This is a genomic window from Staphylococcus simulans, assembly GCF_002994445.1.
In the GTDB taxonomy this organism is placed as follows: domain Bacteria; phylum Bacillota; class Bacilli; order Staphylococcales; family Staphylococcaceae; genus Staphylococcus; species Staphylococcus simulans_B.
The window spans coordinates 1-19,151 of the sequence record NZ_MRZJ01000007.1 but is presented as its reverse complement, the minus strand read 5'-3'; the positions used below and the strand labels follow the sequence as shown (position 1 = coordinate 19,151).

Genomic DNA, 19,151 nt, shown 5'->3' with positions numbered 1-19,151 from the left:
AATCGTCATTTCCTTTATTTTAGCATATTTTCAGCCCCTCACCTATCTCATTCCATTGAACATAACAACAGTTTTCAGTTCGAAATCAAATTAAAAAGCGTTACGGAAAATTTACACCTTGCAATTAATACCATTCTGTATTAGGATAAAACATATTAACATTATCGGAAAAGAGGGAGATTCATGATTTGGATGATTATCAGCGGCTTAATCGTGGGTATTTTGCTCGGTTTTGTTATGCAACGTACACGCTTTTGCTTAGCTGGCGGATTCAGAGATATGTATATACAAAAGAACAATAAAATGTTTTATGCTTTGCTTATTGCGATTTCTGTACAAGCAATTGGTCTTTTAGCATTTACAGCCATTATCGGCAAACCTTTAGATAACGGCACATTCCCTATTATCGGAACAATTGTAGGTTCATTTATTTTCGGTATCGGGATCGTACTTGCCGGAGGTTGTGCAACAGGCACTTACTACCGTGCAGGTGAAGGATTAATCGGCAGCTGGTTAGCATTAATTTCTTATGCGATTTTCTCAGCGATTACAAAAGTCGGTTTACTCAAACCCGTTATGGAAGGTTTGAATTCTAAAACGAATGTTAACGCAGACATGGCAACAAGCACAGGTATTCCATCATGGATTTGGGTGATTGCACTTGTCGCAATTACAGGTTATTTAGTAACGAAAACATTACGCAAGCCTAAACCTAAAATTGCAGTACCGAAATTAAAACAAAAATTCACAGGTGTACGCCACTTCTTCTTTGAAAAGAAATTCCATCCTTTCGTTGCGGCAATTGCTGTAGGTCTGATTGCATTAATTGCTTGGCCTATGAGTTATTCTACTGGACGTGAAGGCGGACTTGGTATCACAACACCTTCATCGAACTTGGTACAATTTATTTTATCTGGTAAGACATCATTCTTAGACTGGGGCGTTTTCTTAGTACTTGGTATCTTTATCGGATCATATATTGCAGCAAAAGGCTCAAGAGAATTTGCTTGGCGTTTACCGGATAAAAAGACATTGCGCAACAGTGTTATCGGCGGCGCGGCAATGGGCTTCGGTGCATCTGTAGCCGGCGGTTGCTCTATCGGTAACGGATTAGTTGCAACAGCAGCACTTTCATGGCAAGGTTGGATTGCATTAGCATCAATGATTTTAGGTACATGGTTAATGAGTTACTTCATTTTCATCAAACCTATGAAAGCGGCACGTAAAGCCTCTGCACAATCATCAGCACAACCTGCTGCTCAATCATAAGCTATTCACACGAATGCATTATAAATCAAGGAGGATTCAATTATGGTATACGAATTAGGTACTGTAGGAATGGTTTGCCCTTTCCCTTTAATTGAAGCACAAAAGAAAATGGAAGAACTGAATGTCGGAGACGAATTGAAAATCGACTTTGATTGCACTCAAGCAACAGAAGCAATTCCAAACTGGGCAGCTGAAAAAGCTTATCCCGTAACTAATTACGAACAACTTGGCGATGCTTCTTGGACAATCACAGTTCAAAAAGCTTAATATAAAAAGGAGTTTGCGATGAATTCAATAATTCATGCAAACTCCTTTTCTTTATTTACGATTAAGGTTATTCATAAAGAATAACAATGACTGTAATTCAATCCCTAAATCTATATGATGAACAGACACATCATCAGGAACATCAATGCGTGAAGGTGTAAAGTTCAAAATACCTTTCACATTACTTTTAACAAGCTCATCCGCTGCAGTTTGAGCCGCTTCTCCCGGTGTTGTTAAAATAACTACATCCAAATTCCCTTTATCTAAGATATCTTTTATATCCTTCATATCTTTGACTGTTACTTTACCGAATTGTTTGCCGATCACATCGGGATTAATATCAAAAGCTTCGGTAATCACCATATCATCATGGATTGAGAAGTTATATGAAAGCAACGCTTTACCTAAGTTACCTACGCCGACTAAGCCGATACTTATAACATCACTTTCGCTGATTTCACCTTTAAAGAATTCCATTAAGCTTTCGACATTATAACCATAACCTTTTTTTCCAAGTTCTCCGAAATAGGAAAAATCACGTCTGATTGTAGCTGAATCAATGTCTAATGCTTCACTGATTGTTTTAGAATTCACGCGGTCTATGCCCTTAATATGCAGTGTGTTCACGAAACGGTAATATAGTGGTAATCGCTTCAAAGTCGCGCGAGGAATTTTATTATTTTGATTTGCCAATCTGTTTTCCTCCAAATCTTTCAAACTACTATCCTAGAACTTTTCAATTTACCCATATTAATACTGCTTCTTATAGTACAATTTTGATAGCACAGTGATGGAGTTGCGCAAATATTGAATCATTTACGCAGATCAAGCAGATTATAGTGTTCTTATAGTTTTTATTTTGTTATATTGCATCTGACAAAAATTCTGTAAACGTTTTTTATTACTTAAGTATACCCCATGGTATCAAAAAAAGGAATGACTGTAATATCAACAGTTTCGTGAAATCTCCCTACCGTATTCAGAATTAATGAAACTTGCCTATACAAATTACAGCAATATAGTAACTATTATACGATTATATTATTGTTTTGAATACATATTTTCGAAACAAATCAAAATTACTTGTCCAAAATTACTTTAAAATCACACCGAATCGATGCAAAACGACAAAAAATAATGTCTGACATGATATGTTGGGAAATAATGCCGATAGCGCTTATAATAGTAACTAAGCGACGCTTTTTTAGGAAGGAGGACTACGAGATATTAATTAGATTCATCTCGTAAACAAAAGAATGATATTACTGCAACTTAACAATGTCTCAAAATCCTTCGATGGTGAAGAAATCTTTAGCGATGTCCACTTTGAAGTAAAGAGTCATGAAAAAATCGGAATTGTCGGCAGAAACGGTGCCGGCAAATCTACATTAATGAAAATCATTGCAGGTGTCGATGGCTACGACAGCGGCAATGTATCAAAAATCAAAAATTTGAAAGTCGGTTATTTAACCCAACAAATGACACTCGATACCCACCACTCAGTTTGGGAAGAAATGTCTAAACCTTTCGCTCATTTGAAACAAATGGAACAAGCGATGCAAGCAGAAACAACATGGCTTGCTGAGCATGCGGATGAATATGAAACTGATACGTTTAAAGAACATATGGCCAAATACGAATCGTTATCCAATCAATTTGAACGCTTAGAGGGTTATCAATTTGAAAGTAAAATCAAAACAGTTCTTCATGGTCTGAATTTTAATGAAGAAGACTTTCACCGTCCTGTAAACGACTTCAGCGGCGGACAAAAAACATGTCTTTCACTTGCACAAATGCTGCTCAGCGAACCGGACTTATTACTGCTTGACGAACCTACCAACCATTTAGATATGGAAACTACACAATGGCTTGAAGATTATTTGAACTTCTTTAAAGGCGCTATTGTGATTATCAGTCACGACCGCTTCTTCTTAGACAAAACCGTCAACCAAATTTATAACGTGGCTTTAGGTGCAGTTCAGCACTATGTAGGCAATTACAGTAAATTTATCACACAGCGCGATCAATACTATCAAAAACGTATGCAAGAATATGAACGTCAACAAGCTGAAATCAAACGTTTAGAAACATTTGTCGAAAAAAATATCACACGTGCTTCAACGAGCGGCATGGCTAAAAGCCGAAGAAAAGTATTAGAAAAAATCGAACGTATCGATAAACCTATGCTCGATGCACGCAGTGCTAACATCCAATTTGATTTCGACCGCAATACAGGCAATGACGTTTACCATATCCGCAATTTAGAAATCGGTTATACAGAACCAGTCATTGCCCCTATTACGATGGAAGTCACAAAAGGCAATCATATCGGTGTTATCGGTCCGAACGGTATCGGCAAATCTACCTTTATTAAAACCGTTGCGGATAGACTCCCTAAACTCGGCGGAGAGATTACTCACGGTGCAAACTTGCGTGTCGGTTACTACGATCAAAAGCAAGCGGAGTTCAAATCTAACAAAACGATTCTAGATTATGTATGGGATCAATATCCTACGATGCCTGAAAAAGATGTACGTGCGGTATTAGGCCGTTTCTTATTCGTACAAGAAGATGTTAAAAAAATTATCAATGACTTATCAGGCGGAGAAAAAGCACGTTTGCAGCTGGCGTTATTAATGTTAGAACGCAACAACGTTTTAATATTAGATGAACCGACTAACCACTTAGATATTGATTCTAAAGAAATGCTCGAACAAGCGCTGCAAAACTTTGAGGGTACATTAATTTTCGTTTCGCACGACCGCTACTTTATTAATCAGCTTGCGAATAAAATCTTTGATATGCAGCCAGATGGCGGTACAGTTTATGCCGGCGACTATCAATATTACTTAGATAAAACAGAGGAACAAGCTGCTATTTTGGCCAAACAAGAAGCTGAACAAGCTGTCGAAACAGCCAAAGACGATACTAACCATTCATATGAAGACCAAAAAGCGCAAAGAAGAGAATTGCGCCAATTGGAACGTCAAATTGAAAGCTGCGAATCAGAGATTGAATCCTTCGAGCAGCAAATAGAAGCGATCGATACTGCTTTAACACAACCTGAAGTCTTTAATGATCCAGAAAAAGCAGCACAATTAGCTGAAGAAAAAGATACAATCGAACAGCAACTCGAACAAGTGATGTTGAAATGGGAAGAATTACAAGAAAAAATGATATAAGCAATAATAGTTTAAGAGGTGCAGAAATGAATACTCATTTTTGCACCTCTTTTATTACAATTCCTTAACAAAATTATGCACATCCGAAACCCCATTACATCAACTATCCACAGAGTTATCCACTTTATCCACAAGTAAAAAGACACTGTTTTTTCAACAATTCACATCTAAATCTACAGTTATTCACATAATTACACACAACTATCCACAAGTTATTCACTTTCTGTTGATAAGTACGCACGTTCGCTATTGACAAACCATTAACTTTGTAAAGTGTTTTTAAAGTTCATTATCTAGTAATATTACTATGTCATGGTATAAAAAAAGTGCCTTGAATAGAAATGATTCAAGACACCTCAATGTTATTCAACTGAAAATTCTTCGATATCTATACTGCTTTTACCATTTAAATCTAAGTCAGCTTTCATCCCTGCTTCATACATATAGTAGCCTGCTGCGCCAATCATAGCCGCATTATCTGTACAAAGTTTAGGGTTAGGAATCGAAAGCTTAATATCATGTTCTGCACATGCTGTTTTCAAAGCTTGTCGCAATCCTTTGTTGCTTGCGACACCGCCAGCGACAATCAATTGATTGACTTCGTATGCTTCGCACGCTTTAATTGCTTTTCCAACCAATACTTCAACGACACTGTTTTGGAAACTTGCTGCTACATCTTCAGGGACAATTGTTTCATTTTTTTGTTTTAGATTATGCAGCTTATTAATAACTGCGCTTTTAAGTCCGCTGAAACTGAAATCAAAACTGTCTGGTTCTAACCATACACGCGGAAAGTCATATACATCTTTGCCTTTTGCTGCTAATTGATCTACCTTTGGTCCGCCTGGATAAGGCAGACCAATCGTACGTGCAACTTTATCATAAGCTTCCCCCACTGCATCATCTCTTGTTTCTCCGATAACTTCAAAGTTCAAATGATCTTTCATATATACAAGTTCCGTATGACCGCCTGAAACAATTAAAGCCATTAACGGAAATGCAAAAGGTTCTTCTAAATTATTCGCATAGATATGCCCTGCAATATGATGAACTGGGATTAAAGGCTTATCATAAGCAAAAGCTAAAGCCTTTGCGGCGTTGATGCCGATTAATAATGCACCGATAAGTCCCGGTCCTTCTGTTACAGCCACCGCATCTATATCCTTCATATCTGTTTGTGCTGTTTCTAACGCTTCATCAATTGTACCTGTAATACCTTCTACATGATGTCTGCTTGCGACTTCAGGTACAACACCGCCGAATCGTTTATGACTTTCGATTTGGCTTAATACTGCGTTGCTTAAAATTTCTTTACCGTTTTTTATCACACTAGCACTAGTTTCGTCACAGCTTGATTCTATTGCTAAAATTAATGTATCTTTTTCCATTATAAATCCACCCACATTACGAGTGCGTCCTCACCCTCTCCATAATAATTTTTGCGTTTGCCGCCATAATTAAAGCCTAAAGCTTCATAAACATGGCGTGCCGGACGATTTTCTATACGTACTTCTAAACTCATTACATCACATGTTTGTCTTGCATAGCTCATTGCATATTCGATAATCAATTTTCCTAAACCGTAACCGCGCATCGTTTCAGTAATGGCTACCGTTGTGATTTGTGCTTGATCAATCACAACCCACATTCCGATATAACCGATGATTTCTTGGTTGTATTCCATCACAAAATAGCGTGCAAATTTATTTTTCTCTACTTCATGATAAAACGCATCAATTGTCCAAGAGCTGTCATTAAAGCAGGTACGTTCTAAATCAAATACTTGCGGTACATCTTCCAAAGTCATTAATCGTATATTTAAATTGTCTAATCCTGTTGTGTTTTTAACCAATTGCGTTCTGCCTCAGATAATTTCAGGTAGTCTGGTTTAAAGGTATGAATGTCTTCAGGATTTTCGATTAATGCATGCATAGCACTGGCTTTTGGAAGTTGATGCAAGATATTCCCATGGAGCAGATCTTGGATGTTTTCTAAATCATATCCGACAAATACATAAGGCAATGCATTTTGTTCAAGATAGTTGTTAAGTTCAGAAATTGTCATATACTGATCTTCCAGCATAGTGACAAGTTTGCCTTGCTCATAACGATAAACGCCGGTATAAACCGCTTCTCTTCTCGCATCAAACACTGGAACAATCAGTTGATTTGCATGAATGTTTGGTATCGTTGCAGCTAAAGCAGCAAGAGATGATACACCATACAATTGCGTATTCAGTGCATACGCTAATGTTTTAGCAATCGTTACTCCGATTCTTAAACCTGTATAAGAACCCGGTCCTTTTGCGGCAACAATGGCATCAATATCCTGCTTTGTCATTCCTGCTTCTGAGATAATTGTTTGAATCGCAGGCATCAACTGTACAGAGTGATTGCGTTTAATATTCGTAGTATGTTCAACTAAAACTGTATCATCTTGCATAATTGCAAGCGACATAGGCTTATTGGATGTATCCAGCAGCAGATAGTTCACGTTCGACTTCCTCCTTTAATGCTTTATAATGTTGTCCGCTTGCTTCTATATTAAGCGTTCTTGTCTGCGCATCTTGAGCAGTGATTTGAATACGCAAGAATGCGTTCGGCAGCAAGTCTTTAATAAATTCGCTCCATTCGATTACGATGACAGCATTGTCTTCAAAATATTCATCGAATCCTAAATCTTCTTCTGAATCTTCTAAACGATAGCAATCCATATGATGAAATTTCATGTTTGTTCCTTTATAGGATTTAATAATATTGAAGGTCGGTGAATTGATCGTACGTTTCACGCCTAAGTGCTTTCCGATAAATTGACTTAATGTTGTTTTCCCTGCACCTAAATTACCGTCTAATAGAATTAAATCTTTGGGTTGTAAATGCTTAGTCAGAATTTCAGCAAATTGATTCATTTGATCAATGTTGTTGATTTTTATCATTTTCAAATCTCCTATTTATGTTTCTGCGTACTGCAGAAAATTCGTCTTCTATATTGTAACATGCTAAGCAATACCTTCAGCATCAAATGACTGATTGCATGAAAATTGAAATATGTAATTAAAGAAAACCTTTTCAAAAATTAATTTAGAAAATTTTCTGAAATCTGTTGACATTGCCCTTCCCATGTAGTAAATTAAGTTTATCAAATTTTTAGACAATTCAAATTTATTCATAAAACCATTCGAAAGGAGCAAATTGAAATGACTAACAGAACACATACGAATACACTACCGACAACAACAAATATTTTAGTCATTTTATTAATTTGCTAGGACTCGAACTTTAGTAATTGAAACTACTAAATGTTTAAGTCCTATTTCCGATTGAATGGGACTTCATTGACGTCCCAATATTATTGGGACGTTTTTTTATTTGAATATACGGGAGGAATTATATTGAGAAGCGACACTATCAAAAAAGGAGACCAACAAGCTCCAGCCAGAAGTTTACTTCATGCCACAGGACAAATCAAAGACCCAAGAGATATGAACAAACCGTTCGTAGCAATTTGCAACTCTTACATTGATATCGTTCCAGGACACGTACACCTTAGAGAACTTGCAGACATCGCTAAAGAAGCAATCAGAGAAGCTGGCGCTATTCCATTTGAATTCAATACAATCGGCGTCGATGATGGTATCGCTATGGGACATATAGGAATGCGTTATTCATTACCATCACGTGAAATCATTGCAGATGCGGCAGAAACAGTAATCAATGCCCATTGGTTCGATGGTGTATTCTACATTCCTAACTGCGACAAGATCACACCAGGAATGTTGATGGCAGCAGTCAGAACCAACGTACCTGCAATCTTCTGTTCAGGCGGACCGATGAAAGCCGGATTATCATCAACAGGCAAAGCTTTAACATTATCTTCAATGTTCGAAGCTGTCGGCGCATTTAAAGGCGGTTCAATGAGTAAGGAAGATTTCTTGGATATGGAACAAAATGCATGCCCTACTTGCGGTTCTTGTGCAGGGATGTTCACTGCCAACTCAATGAACTGTTTAATGGAAGTTTTAGGACTAGCCCTTCCATATAATGGTACTGCTTTAGCTGTTTCAGACCAACGTCGTGAAATGATTCGCGAAGCAGCCTTCAAATTAGTAGACAATATCAAAAATGATTTAAAACCGCGTGACATCGTTACAAGAGAAGCATTAGATGATGCTTTCGCATTAGATATGGCGATGGGCGGTTCTACAAACACAGTACTTCATACACTTGCGATTGCGAATGAAGCTGGCATTGACTATGATTTAAGCCGCATCAATGAAATCGCAAAACGTACACCTTATTTATCTAAAATCGCACCAAGTTCTTCATATTCTATGCATGACGTTCATGAAGCCGGCGGTGTTCCAGCGATTATCAACGAATTAATGAAAAAAGAAGGAACATTGCATCCGGATAGAATCACTGCTACAGGTAAAACACTTCGTGAAAACAATGAAGGCAAAGAAATCAAAAATACTGATGTTATCCATACATTGGAAGAACCCTATGATAAAGAAGGCGGTCTATCTATCTTATACGGCAACTTGGCTCCTAACGGTGCAGTTATCAAAGTCGGCGGTGTAGACCCTGAAATCAAAGTCTTCAAAGGAAAAGCAATTTGCTTCGATTCACATGATGAAGCTGTTGAAGCTATCGATAATCATACAGTTCGCGAAGGACATGTGGTTGTTATCCGTTACGAAGGTCCTAAAGGCGGACCAGGAATGCCTGAGATGCTGGCCCCTACTTCTTCAATCGTAGGACGCGGCTTAGGCAAAGATGTTGCCTTAATCACTGACGGAAGATTCTCAGGTGCCACAAGAGGTATCGCTGTCGGACATATTTCACCTGAAGCAGCTTCAGGCGGTCCGATTGGATTAATCAACGACGGTGATGAAATCACAATCGATTTAACAAACAGAACATTAGATGTTGAAGTTTCAAGCGAAGAATTAGACAAACGAAAATCAGAACTTAAACCATTCAAAGCTAAAGTAAAATCTGGATATCTTGCACGTTACACAGCACTCGTTACAAGTGCAAACACAGGCGGCGTAATGAGAGTTCCAGAATATCTAATCGATGAGGAGTGATGCTTTATGTCTAACCCACAAATGACTAAGAATCAAAATGAGACACCCGGCACACAAGCAGAACGAAAAAATGAAACAGCCAAGTCGACAGAGAGAAGCGGTTCAGAACTGCTCGTTGAAGCACTATTAAAAGAAGGTACTGAACAAATCTTCGGTTATCCAGGCGGCGCAGTTTTACCGTTATATGATACATTCTATGATGGAAAAATCAGACATATCTTAGCAAGACATGAACAAGGTGCAGTACACGCTGCGGAAGGTTATGCCAGAGTTTCTGGCAAACCTGGCGTAGTCGTTGTTACCAGCGGTCCAGGCGCAACAAATGTTATTACTGGTATCGCAGATGCTTACAGCGACTCACTACCGTTAGTTGTGTTTACAGGACAAGTTGCAACACCAGGTATTGGTAAAGATGCTTTCCAAGAAGCTGACTTGTTGTCAATGACGACACCAATCACAAAACACAACTTCCAAGTTAAACATCCAGATGAAATCCCTGAAGTCGTTCATCAAGCTTTCCACATCGCAAATACAGGACGTAAAGGTCCGGTTGTTATCGACTTCCCTAAAGATGTAGGTATCCTAAAAACAGAAGCAGATGTTTGCGAGGAACTTGATTTACCAGGTTATCGTTTAGCAGATGCACCGAATCCTAAAGATGTATTGACGATTCTTGATTGGTTAAAATCAGCGAAGAAACCCGTTGTCTTAGCAGGTGCTGGTGTCAGACATTCGCAATCCGGTCCATTAATGACTGAATTTGCAGAACGTCATCAAATCCCAGTAGTAACTACATTGCACGGTTTAGGCACTATTCCATACAGCAATCCACTATTCTTAGGCATGGGCGGTATGCATGGTTCTTATGCGAGCAACATGGCATTATCAGATTGCGACTTACTGATCAACTTAGGCAGCCGCTTCGATGACCGTCTTGCAAGCAACCCTAAAGAATTTGCCAAAAACGCTAAAGTTGTTCATGTAGATATCGATGCTTCTGAAATCGATAAGATCATCAAAACTGACTTAGGTGTTGTAGCAGATTGTAAATTATTATTAGAAGCATTGCTCCAAGAAACAAAGCAATTCGATGACCATCAAGATTGGGTGGATGAATGCGTAAATAATAATACAGAGCATCCTTTCGCTTATACAGATGAAGATGCTGATTTATTCATTAAACCGCAACAAGCTATCGAATATATCGGTAAAATCACAAATGGTGAAGCAGTCGTTACAACAGATGTTGGTCAACATCAAATGTGGGCAGCACAATTCTATCCGTTCAAACATCATAATCAATTTGTGACAAGCGGCGGTTTAGGAACAATGGGCTTTGGTATCCCTTCTGCTATCGGAGCAAAACTTGCTGCACCTGATAAAACAGTAGTTTGTTTCGTAGGCGACGGCGGCTTCCAAATGACCAACCAAGAAATGGCTATCTTAAATGAATATGGGTTAGATATTAAAATTGTCCTTATCAATAACGGAACACTTGGAATGGTAAAACAATGGCAAGATAAGTTCTTTAACCAACGTTTCTCTCATTCAGTATTCAACGGACAACCTGACTTCCAGCAATTATCAGAAGCTTATGGTGTGAAAGCATTCTTAATCGATGATCCGAAACAATTGGAATCACAATTAGATGCAGCCTTTGCATATAAAGGCCCTGCAATGATTGAAGTAAGAATCTCACCTAAAGAACATGTATTACCAATGATTCCAAGCGGTAAAGCCAATAACGAAATGGAGGGTGTACTATGAGACATACATTCAAAACTCAAGTAATCGATAAATCTGGTACATTGAACAGATTGACAAGCACATTTTTACGCCGTCAATTCAATATCGTTACCCTATGCGTAACACCAAGCATCAAGCCTGGCATTTCGGATTTGACTTTTGTAGCAGAAATCGATGATGAATCAGAGACACAATCACTCATCCGCCATTTAGAAAAACAAATCAATGTATTATCTGTAGAAGATATTACTACAACAAGTCTTTACAATGTGGAGCTTTTATTAGTAAAAGTAGCAACACCTGTAGATCAAAAAGTGTTAGAAAATATTATCAATCGCAGTGATGCGCTAGTTTCAGTATTAAATGAAGAAGATGGTTATACGTATTTGCAAGCTTCAGGTACACAACAAGCTTTAGATGCATTTTTAGAACAACTATCATCACAACAGATTGATCAAGTTTCAAGAACAGGAACAGCAGCATTATTATAATTTTAATTTTCGCAAATTTGTGAATTTAAAATAAAACAAAATTTTGGAGGAATTTATCATGACAACAGTTTATTATGACGAATCAGTAAAAAAAGACGCATTAGCAGGTAAAAAAATCGCGGTATTAGGCTATGGTTCACAAGGTCACGCGCACGCTAAAAACCTTAAAGACAATGGCTATGACGTTGTAATCGGTATCCGCCCAGGACATTCTTTCGACAGAGCTAAAAAAGATGGTTTCGATGTTTATCCAGTTGGAGAAGCTGTAAAACAAGCAGACGTAGTAATGGTATTATTACCAGATGAAATCCAAGGTAAAGTATACGAAGAAGAAATCGCTCCTAACTTAGAAGCTGGCAACGCATTAGCATTTGCACATGGTTTCAACATCCACTTCGATGTAATCAAACCACCTAAAGATGTTGATGTATTCTTAGTAGCTCCTAAAGGTCCAGGACACCTTGTAAGACGTACTTTCGTAGAAGGCAGCTCAGTTCCTGCATTATTCGGTGTAGGCCAAGATGCAACTGGCAATGCTTTTGATATCGCATTAAGCTATGCAAAAGGTATCGGCGCTACTAAAGCTGGTGTTATCGAAACTACATTCAAAGAAGAAACTGAAACTGACTTATTCGGTGAACAAGCAGTACTTTGCGGTGGCGTAACTCGTTTAATCCAAAGCGGTTTTGAAACATTAGTAGAAGCTGGCTACCAACCAGAACTTGCTTACTTTGAAGTATTACATGAAATGAAATTGATCGCTGACTTAATGTACGAAGGCGGTATGGAAACTATGCGTTATTCAATTTCAAACACTGCAGAATACGGTGACTATGTATCTGGTCCACGTGTTATCACTCCAGACGTTAAAGAAAACATGAAAGCTGTATTAACTGACATCCAAAACGGTACATTCGCTAATAACTTCATCAAAGACAATGAAAATGGATTCAAAGAATTCTACAAACTTCGTAAAGAAGCTCAAGGTCATCAAATCCAAGGCGTTGGTAAAAAACTTCGCGAAATGATGCCTTTCGTTGAAAATAAAACTATTGAAGAATAATACACAATCAGGAGGTTGATTAAAATGAGTCATATTCAAATTTTCGATACAACACTTAGAGACGGTGAACAAACTCCAGGCGTCAGTTTTTCTTTTGATGAAAGACTGACCATCGCAAAGCAGCTAGAAAAATGGGGAGTTGATGTAATTGAGGCAGGATTCCCAGCATCTAGTCAAGGCAGCTTTGATTCAGTACAGGCGATCTCAAGAGCCTTAACAAAAACAGCAGTAGTTGGTTTAGCAAGATGTAAAAAATCAGATATCGATGCTGTATACGAAGCTACTAAAGATGCAAAATATCCGCAATTACACGTATTTATCGCTACTAGCCCTATCCACTTAGAGTATAAGTTGAAAATGACTCAAGAAGAAGTGCTTGAGCAAATTACTGAAAACGTTGCTTACGGCAAATCTTTATTCGATGTTGTACAATTCTCACCCGAAGATGCGACACGAACAGATTTAGACTTCCTTATTAAAAGTGTCCAAACAGCTGTAGATGCAGGTGCAACAATAATCAACATTCCTGATACTGTAGGTTATAGCTACCCTGCTGAATTTGGAAATATCTTTAAAGTATTGCTTGAAAATGTGAAATCTGACAAAGAAATCATTTACAGTGCGCACTGTCATGATGACTTAGGTTTAGCTGTTGCAAACAGTATGGCTGCCATTGAAAACGGTGCGAAACGTATTGAAGGCTGTATTAACGGTATCGGCGAACGTGCCGGCAACACAGCACTTGAAGAAGTTGCTTTAGGTTTATATGTTCGTAAAGATCATTATGGTATTGAATCTAATCTTGATCTTGGTCGTACAAAAGAAACTTCAGATTTGATTGCACGCTTTGCAGGTATTCCTGTACCTCGAAATAAAGCGGTTATCGGTCAAAACGCGTTCAGTCATGAATCTGGTATTCACCAAGATGGTTTCTTAAAACATCGTGAAACTTATGAAATCATGACTCCGCAATTAGTCGGTATCAAAACTTCAGAATTGCCGCTTGGCAAATTGTCGGGCAAACATGCTTTTGCTGAAAAATTAAAACAACTTGGATACGAAATCAGTCCAGAAAAACAAGTTGAATTGTTCAAACAATTTAAATCGATTGCTGATAAAAAGAAAAATGTTTCTGATTATGATGTGCATGCCCTTGTTCAAGGTCATTCTCACGAAACAAATGCTGCTTATCACGTTGAAAACTTACAGCTTCAATTTGTTGCTGAAGGTGTTCAAAGCGCAGTCGTTCAACTTCGAGACCAAAACGGTAAAGAATATCAATCTGCCGCAACAGGCACTGGTTCTATCCTAGCTGTTTACAATGCAGTTGATTTAATCTTTGATGCTAAGTCAGAACTTTTAAACTATCAAATCACTTCTATTACTGAAGGATCTGATGCACAAGCTCAAGTTAATGTAGAAATCAGTATTCATGGCCGTTCTTATTATGGTATTGGTATTGATCATGACGTATTGCTTGCTTCATGCAAAGCTTATGTTGAAGCATATTCTAATCATATTGCTGAACAAACAGCGAATGATGGGGTGAATGCATGAGTTATAAAATCACTGCCCTTCCAGGCGATGGAATCGGACCCGAAATACTAGAAGGTACTTTAAAAATATTAGAGAAATTAAGCAGAAAATATAACATTGATTATGAATTAGAAACCTATGATTTTGGAGGGGCCGCTATAGATAACTATAGCGACCCGCTTCCATCATCTACACTAAAAGCCTGCAAAGCATCTGATGCTATCTTATTAGGCGCAATCGGCGGACCGAAATGGAATGATAGTCCAAAACGTCCTGAAGCTGGTTTACTCGCTTTAAGAAAGAACCTTGAATTATTTGCGAACCTCCGCCCTACTGCTGTAGTCGAAGGCGCAAGCAAATTCTCTCCTTTAAAAGAAGAAAGAGTCAAAGGTACTGACTTTGTGATAGTACGTGAGTTAACAGGCGGATTGTACTTTGGAGAACCTAAAACACTAGCTGATGATCATGCGATTGATTCATTAACATATTCTAAAGCAGAAATTGAACGTATTGCACATGCAGCATTCAAGCTTGCACAATCAAGACGTAAAAAGCTGACTTCTGTTGATAAAGAAAATGTATTAGCCTCAAGTAAATTATGGCGCAAAACAATTAATGAAGTCGCAGCATCTTACCCTGATGTAGAAGTTCAGCACTTACTCGTAGATGCGTGCAGTATGCATCTCATTACTAATCCTACACAATTTGATGTCATTGTTACTGAAAACTTGTTTGGTGATATTTTAAGTGACGAAGCTTCAGTCATTCCAGGTTCTTTAGGTGTATCCCCTTCTGTCAGCTATGGACAAAAAGGAACAAAACTTTACGAACCTATTCATGGTTCTGCACCTGATATTGCTGGCAAAGATATAGCAAACCCTACAGGTATGATTCTTTCACTTGCAATGTGCTGCAGAGAAACATTTAATGAAGTACAAGCTGCAGAAGAATTAGAATCTATTGTTTATGATTTGCTCAAATCAGGTTTTACAACACCTGATTTAGGCGGTAATGCACATACTTCGGAAATTTTCGATAAAATTTTACAACAACTTTAAAGGATGGTGATTGAAATGGGTCAAACTTTGTTCGATAAAATATGGAATAGACATGTACTCACAGGAAATGCAGGTGAACCGCAATTATTATATATTGACTTGCATCTTATCCATGAAGTCACATCACCTCAAGCCTTTGAAGGATTAAGAATTCAACATAGAAAACTGCGTCGCCCTGATTTAACATTTGCGACAATTGATCATAACGTACCGACACAAGATATCTTTAACATCAAAGATGAAATTGCCGCAACACAAATCAAGACGCTTCAAAAGAACTGTGCTGAATTTGGTGTTAAGCTCTTTGATAATGGTACTGAAGAACAAGGTATCGTACATATGGTCGGACCAGAGATGGGATTAACTCAACCTGGTAAAACCATTGTTTGCGGAGACTCTCACACAGCAACACATGGTGCTTTCGGTGCGATTGCTTTTGGTATCGGCACAAGTGAAGTTGAACATGTATTTGCGACACAAACACTATGGCAAACAAAACCTAAAAACCTTTTGATTGATATTAACGGTGAATTGCCTAAAGGTGTTTATGCCAAAGATATTATTCTTTATCTTATTAACCAATACGGTGTAGATTTCGGTACAGGTTATGCACTTGAATTTGCAGGATCAACGATTCGCGGTCTCTCAATGGATGAACGCATGACAATCTGTAATATGGCAATCGAAGCCGGCGCAAAATACGGCTTAGTCGAGCCTGATGAAACTACACTTGAATATGTGAAAGGACGTCCTTATGCACATATCGATGAAGCAACTGCAGATTATTGGAAAACACTTTACAGTGATCAAGATGCACAATTTGATCGTGTTATTGAATTAGATGTTTCAGACCTTGAACCTCAAGTTACTTGGGGAACAAGTCCTGAAATGGGTGTCAGCTTTAATACCCCATTCCCAGAAATTGAAAATATCAACGATGAACGCGCATATCACTATATGGACCTTAAACCTGGAGAGAAAGCAGAGGATATTGAATTGGGCTATGTCTTCTTAGGATCTTGTACAAATGCCCGCCTCTCAGACTTGAAAGAAGCAAGTTTGTCAAAGGCCATAAAGTACATCCAAATATCACAGCAATTGTGGTACCGGGTTCTAGAAGTGTTAAGCATCAAGCTGAAGCATTAGGCCTTGATAAAATCTTTAAAGATGCTGGTTTTGAATGGCGTGAACCTGGCTGTTCAATGTGTTTGGGTATGAACCCTGACCAAGTACCAGCTGGTGTACATTGTGCTTCTACCAGCAACCGCAACTTTGAAGGACGACAAGGCAAGGGAGCACGTACACACTTAGTATCACCTGCAATGGCCGCAGCAGCTGCGATTGAAGGACGCTTTGTAGATGTAAGAAAATGGGAGGCGATTGAACATGCTTAAAATTGAACCGATTACTCAATATAAAGGCAAAACTGCACTACTCTTCCACGACAATATTGATACGGATCAAATCATCCCGAAAGTACATTTAAAAGGCGTATCAAAAACAGGACTCGGTCCATATGCATTTGATGAATGGCGTTATTTAGAAGATGGTTCGGACAATCCTGAATTCGAATTGAACCAACCTCAATATAAAGGGGCTTCCATTTTGATTACAGGAGATAACTTCGGATGCGGATCAAGCCGTGAACATGCGGCATGGGCGCTTAAAGACTACGGTATTAATATTATTATTGCCGGCAGTTTCAGTGACATCTTCTACATGAACGCAACTAAAAATGCTTTATTACCAATAGTATTAAACCAAGAAGATCGCGAGTTCTTATCTAACTATAAAGAACTTGAAATCGATCTTCCGAATCAGGTCATCAAAACACCTGATCGAGAATTACATTTTGATATTGATTCAACTTGGAAAAACAAGCTCGTTCAAGGACTAGACGATATTGCGATTACATTAGAGTATGAAGACCAAATTGAACAATATGAACATAAATTCCAACAAAATTAAGGAGTGAGCGAAATGACAGTACAAACTGCTGTATCAGCGAAAGATATAGAGGATGCTTTTTTATCATTACAGCCGATTGTAAAAGAAACACCTCTAGAAAAGGATCACTATTTATCTTTAAAATACGATTGTAATGTATATTTGAAACGAGAAGATTTACAATGGGTACGTTCTTTTAAATTGAGAGGTGCTTACAACGCAATTCAAGTCTTATCTGATAGCGAGAAAGCAAAAGGTATTACATGTGCCAGTGCAGGCAACCATGCACAAGGTGTCGCATTTACTGCACGTCGTTTAGACTTGAAAGCAGTCATCTTTATGCCAGTCACTACTCCCCTTCAAAAGATTAACCAAGTTAAATTCTTCGGCGGAGAAAATGTAGAAGTCGTATTAGTCGGCGATACTTTTGATGATTGCTTAAAAGAAGCTTTAGAGTACACTGAGAAACACGCAATGAACTTTATCGACCCATTTGATAACGTCAATACAATTGCTGGTCAAGGTACAATTGCGACTGAAATTTTACAAGAAGCGAAACAAGAGGATATCCAAGTTGACTATCTATTTTCAGCTATCGGCGGCGGTGGATTGATTTCTGGTGTAGGCAGCTACTTCAAAGAAAAATCACCGCAAACTAAAATTATAGGTGTAGAACCTAAAGGTGCCGCAAGTATGTATACTTCTGTTGTATTAGAAAACAAACGTGTGAAACTACCTGAAATCGATAAATTTGTAGATGGTGCTTCTGTAGCACAAGTCGGCAAAATTATTTTTGAAATTGCGAAAAAAGTCGTTGATGATTATCTTCAAATCGATGAAGGTGCGGTTTGTTCGACAATTTTAGATATGTATTCTAAACAAGCAATTGTCGCAGAACCTGCAGGTGCTTTAAGCGTATCCGCTCTAGAACAATATCGTGATCAAATTAAAGGCAAAACAGTAGTTTGTATTATCAGCGGCGGAAACAATGATATCAACCGCATGAAAGAAATCGAAGAACGCTCTTTACTCTTTGAAGAAATGAAACATTACTTCATTTTCAACTTCCCTCAACGTCCAGGTGCGTTAAAAGAGTTCGTAAATGATGTATTAGGACCGAATGATGATATTACTAAATTTGAGTACTTGAAAAAGTCTTCTCAAAACACAGGTACAGTTATCATCGGTATCCAGCTCAACAATCATGATGATCTGACTCGCCTTAAAGAAAAGGTCCATGAGTTCGATCCATCTAATATCTATATTAATGAAAACAAAATGTTGTATTCATTATTGATTTAAACCACAGAGAGAAGCCGTGTTTCCCCTCAGGATGCATGGCTTCTCTTTTTATGTATAAAGCTCTAATTATCATCGCCTATCCTTCCAGAAATAGAATACTACTAGACTAAATGCTATATACACAGGAATTTAGGCATAAAAAAAGACCTCAAACCTGAGATCTCAATGCGGCTCATCGCATCCATAAATATATAACTTACG

The 19,151-nt window shown here is 38.1% G+C and carries 16 protein-coding genes and 1 pseudogene; 12 read left to right on the top strand and 5 right to left on the bottom strand.

The genetic code is table 11. The features are described from left to right. Positions 1–183 precede the first annotated feature (183 nt). Positions 184–1,269, top strand: a complete 1,086-nt coding sequence (locus C7N65_RS09310) for a YeeE/YedE family protein (protein ID WP_105994207.1) — start codon at positions 184–186, stop codon at positions 1,267–1,269. A gap of 42 nt (positions 1,270–1,311) precedes the next feature. Beyond that, on the top strand, positions 1,312–1,536 hold the full coding sequence (locus C7N65_RS09305; RefSeq protein WP_105994206.1) for a sulfurtransferase TusA family protein: 225 nt from the start codon (positions 1,312–1,314) through the stop codon (positions 1,534–1,536). 51 nt (positions 1,537–1,587) lie between these two features. Here C7N65_RS09305 and C7N65_RS09300 read toward each other — a convergent pair whose 3' ends face one another. Next, positions 1,588–2,229, bottom strand: a complete 642-nt coding sequence (locus C7N65_RS09300) for a redox-sensing transcriptional repressor Rex (RefSeq protein WP_105994205.1) — start codon at positions 2,227–2,229, stop codon at positions 1,588–1,590. 563 nt (positions 2,230–2,792) lie between these two features. Between C7N65_RS09300 and C7N65_RS09295 the strand changes: the two genes are divergently transcribed. Beyond that, complete coding sequence (locus tag C7N65_RS09295; protein ID WP_105994204.1) at positions 2,793–4,718, top strand: ABC-F family ATP-binding cassette domain-containing protein; 1,926 nt, start codon at positions 2,793–2,795, stop codon at positions 4,716–4,718. Positions 4,719–5,080: 362 nt separating this feature from the next. Here C7N65_RS09295 and tsaD read toward each other — a convergent pair whose 3' ends face one another. The 4 genes from tsaD to tsaE are packed head-to-tail and all read right to left on the bottom strand — an operon-like array spanning position 5,081 to position 7,653. Further along, on the bottom strand, positions 5,081–6,106 hold the full coding sequence (gene tsaD, locus C7N65_RS09290; RefSeq protein ID WP_105994203.1) for a tRNA (adenosine(37)-N6)-threonylcarbamoyltransferase complex transferase subunit TsaD: 1,026 nt from the start codon (positions 6,104–6,106) through the stop codon (positions 5,081–5,083). After that, positions 6,106–6,570 (bottom strand): ribosomal protein S18-alanine N-acetyltransferase, encoded by a 465-nt coding sequence (gene rimI, locus C7N65_RS09285; protein WP_415918794.1) that lies wholly within the window; start codon positions 6,568–6,570, stop codon positions 6,106–6,108. The genes tsaD and rimI overlap by 1 nt, the downstream gene beginning before the upstream one ends. Then, a complete protein-coding gene (tsaB, locus tag C7N65_RS09280) occupies positions 6,546–7,211 on the bottom strand; it encodes a tRNA (adenosine(37)-N6)-threonylcarbamoyltransferase complex dimerization subunit type 1 TsaB (protein ID WP_105994202.1) in 666 nt (221 codons plus the stop codon). The genes rimI and tsaB overlap by 25 nt, the downstream gene beginning before the upstream one ends. Next, positions 7,180–7,653 (bottom strand): tRNA (adenosine(37)-N6)-threonylcarbamoyltransferase complex ATPase subunit type 1 TsaE, encoded by a 474-nt coding sequence (gene tsaE, locus C7N65_RS09275; protein ID WP_105994201.1) that lies wholly within the window; start codon positions 7,651–7,653, stop codon positions 7,180–7,182. The genes tsaB and tsaE overlap by 32 nt, the downstream gene beginning before the upstream one ends. Positions 7,654–8,109: 456 nt before the next feature. Between tsaE and ilvD the strand changes: the two genes are divergently transcribed. The 9 genes and pseudogenes from ilvD (at position 8,110) to ilvA (ending at position 18,950) form a co-directional block, all read left to right on the top strand. Next, a complete protein-coding gene (ilvD, locus tag C7N65_RS09270; RefSeq protein ID WP_105994200.1) occupies positions 8,110–9,807 on the top strand; it encodes a dihydroxy-acid dehydratase in 1,698 nt (565 codons plus the stop codon). 6 nt (positions 9,808–9,813) lie between these two features. Then, the gene (gene ilvB / locus C7N65_RS09265; protein ID WP_105994199.1) at positions 9,814–11,574 is read left to right on the top strand and encodes a biosynthetic-type acetolactate synthase large subunit; all 1,761 of its coding nucleotides are present in this window, start codon (positions 9,814–9,816) and stop codon (positions 11,572–11,574) included. After that, positions 11,571–12,044, top strand: coding sequence for an acetolactate synthase small subunit (gene ilvN / locus C7N65_RS09260; protein WP_105994198.1), 474 nt, complete (start codon positions 11,571–11,573; stop codon positions 12,042–12,044). Before ilvB ends, ilvN begins: the two co-directional genes overlap by 4 nt. 58 nt (positions 12,045–12,102) lie before the next feature. Further along, complete coding sequence (ilvC, locus tag C7N65_RS09255) at positions 12,103–13,107, top strand: ketol-acid reductoisomerase (protein WP_105994197.1); 1,005 nt, start codon at positions 12,103–12,105, stop codon at positions 13,105–13,107. A 24-nt stretch (positions 13,108–13,131) separates the two neighbouring features. After that, entirely contained in the window at positions 13,132–14,664 is a 1,533-nt protein-coding gene (locus C7N65_RS09250; protein WP_105994196.1) for a 2-isopropylmalate synthase, read from the top strand. Then, a complete protein-coding gene (gene leuB, locus C7N65_RS09245) occupies positions 14,661–15,701 on the top strand; it encodes a 3-isopropylmalate dehydrogenase (protein WP_105994195.1) in 1,041 nt (346 codons plus the stop codon). The genes C7N65_RS09250 and leuB overlap by 4 nt, the downstream gene beginning before the upstream one ends. Positions 15,702–15,716: 15 nt before the next feature. Then, positions 15,717–17,095 (top strand): annotated as a pseudogene (gene leuC / locus C7N65_RS09240) (3-isopropylmalate dehydratase large subunit). After that, a complete protein-coding gene (gene leuD, locus C7N65_RS09235) occupies positions 17,088–17,669 on the top strand; it encodes a 3-isopropylmalate dehydratase small subunit (RefSeq protein WP_105994194.1) in 582 nt (193 codons plus the stop codon). The pseudogene leuC and the gene leuD overlap by 8 nt, the downstream one beginning before the upstream one ends. 12 nt (positions 17,670–17,681) lie before the next feature. Beyond that, complete coding sequence (gene ilvA, locus C7N65_RS09230; RefSeq protein WP_105994193.1) at positions 17,682–18,950, top strand: threonine ammonia-lyase IlvA; 1,269 nt, start codon at positions 17,682–17,684, stop codon at positions 18,948–18,950. The last annotated feature ends 201 nt before the right edge of the window (positions 18,951–19,151 follow it).

What these genes read in the sequence shown, in the direction of transcription:
- ilvA (WP_105994193.1), top strand. Translation starts at nt 17,682, where the DNA reads ATGACAGTACAAACTGCTGTATCAGCGAAAGATATAGAGGATGCTTTT.
- C7N65_RS09295 (WP_105994204.1), top strand. Translation starts at nt 2,793, where the DNA reads ATGATATTACTGCAACTTAACAATGTCTCAAAATCCTTCGATGGTGAA.
- ilvB (WP_105994199.1), top strand. Translation starts at nt 9,814, where the DNA reads ATGTCTAACCCACAAATGACTAAGAATCAAAATGAGACACCCGGCACA.
- tsaE (WP_105994201.1), bottom strand. Translation starts at nt 7,653, where the DNA reads ATGATAAAAATCAACAACATTGATCAAATGAATCAATTTGCTGAAATT.
- tsaD (WP_105994203.1), bottom strand. Translation starts at nt 6,106, where the DNA reads ATGGAAAAAGATACATTAATTTTAGCAATAGAATCAAGCTGTGACGAA.
- ilvC (WP_105994197.1), top strand. Translation starts at nt 12,103, where the DNA reads ATGACAACAGTTTATTATGACGAATCAGTAAAAAAAGACGCATTAGCA.
- ilvN (WP_105994198.1), top strand. Translation starts at nt 11,571, where the DNA reads ATGAGACATACATTCAAAACTCAAGTAATCGATAAATCTGGTACATTG.
- leuB (WP_105994195.1), top strand. Translation starts at nt 14,661, where the DNA reads ATGAGTTATAAAATCACTGCCCTTCCAGGCGATGGAATCGGACCCGAA.
- leuD (WP_105994194.1), top strand. Translation starts at nt 17,088, where the DNA reads ATGCTTAAAATTGAACCGATTACTCAATATAAAGGCAAAACTGCACTA.
- C7N65_RS09305 (WP_105994206.1), top strand. Translation starts at nt 1,312, where the DNA reads ATGGTATACGAATTAGGTACTGTAGGAATGGTTTGCCCTTTCCCTTTA.
- C7N65_RS09310 (WP_105994207.1), top strand. Translation starts at nt 184, where the DNA reads ATGATTTGGATGATTATCAGCGGCTTAATCGTGGGTATTTTGCTCGGT.
- C7N65_RS09250 (WP_105994196.1), top strand. Translation starts at nt 13,132, where the DNA reads ATGAGTCATATTCAAATTTTCGATACAACACTTAGAGACGGTGAACAA.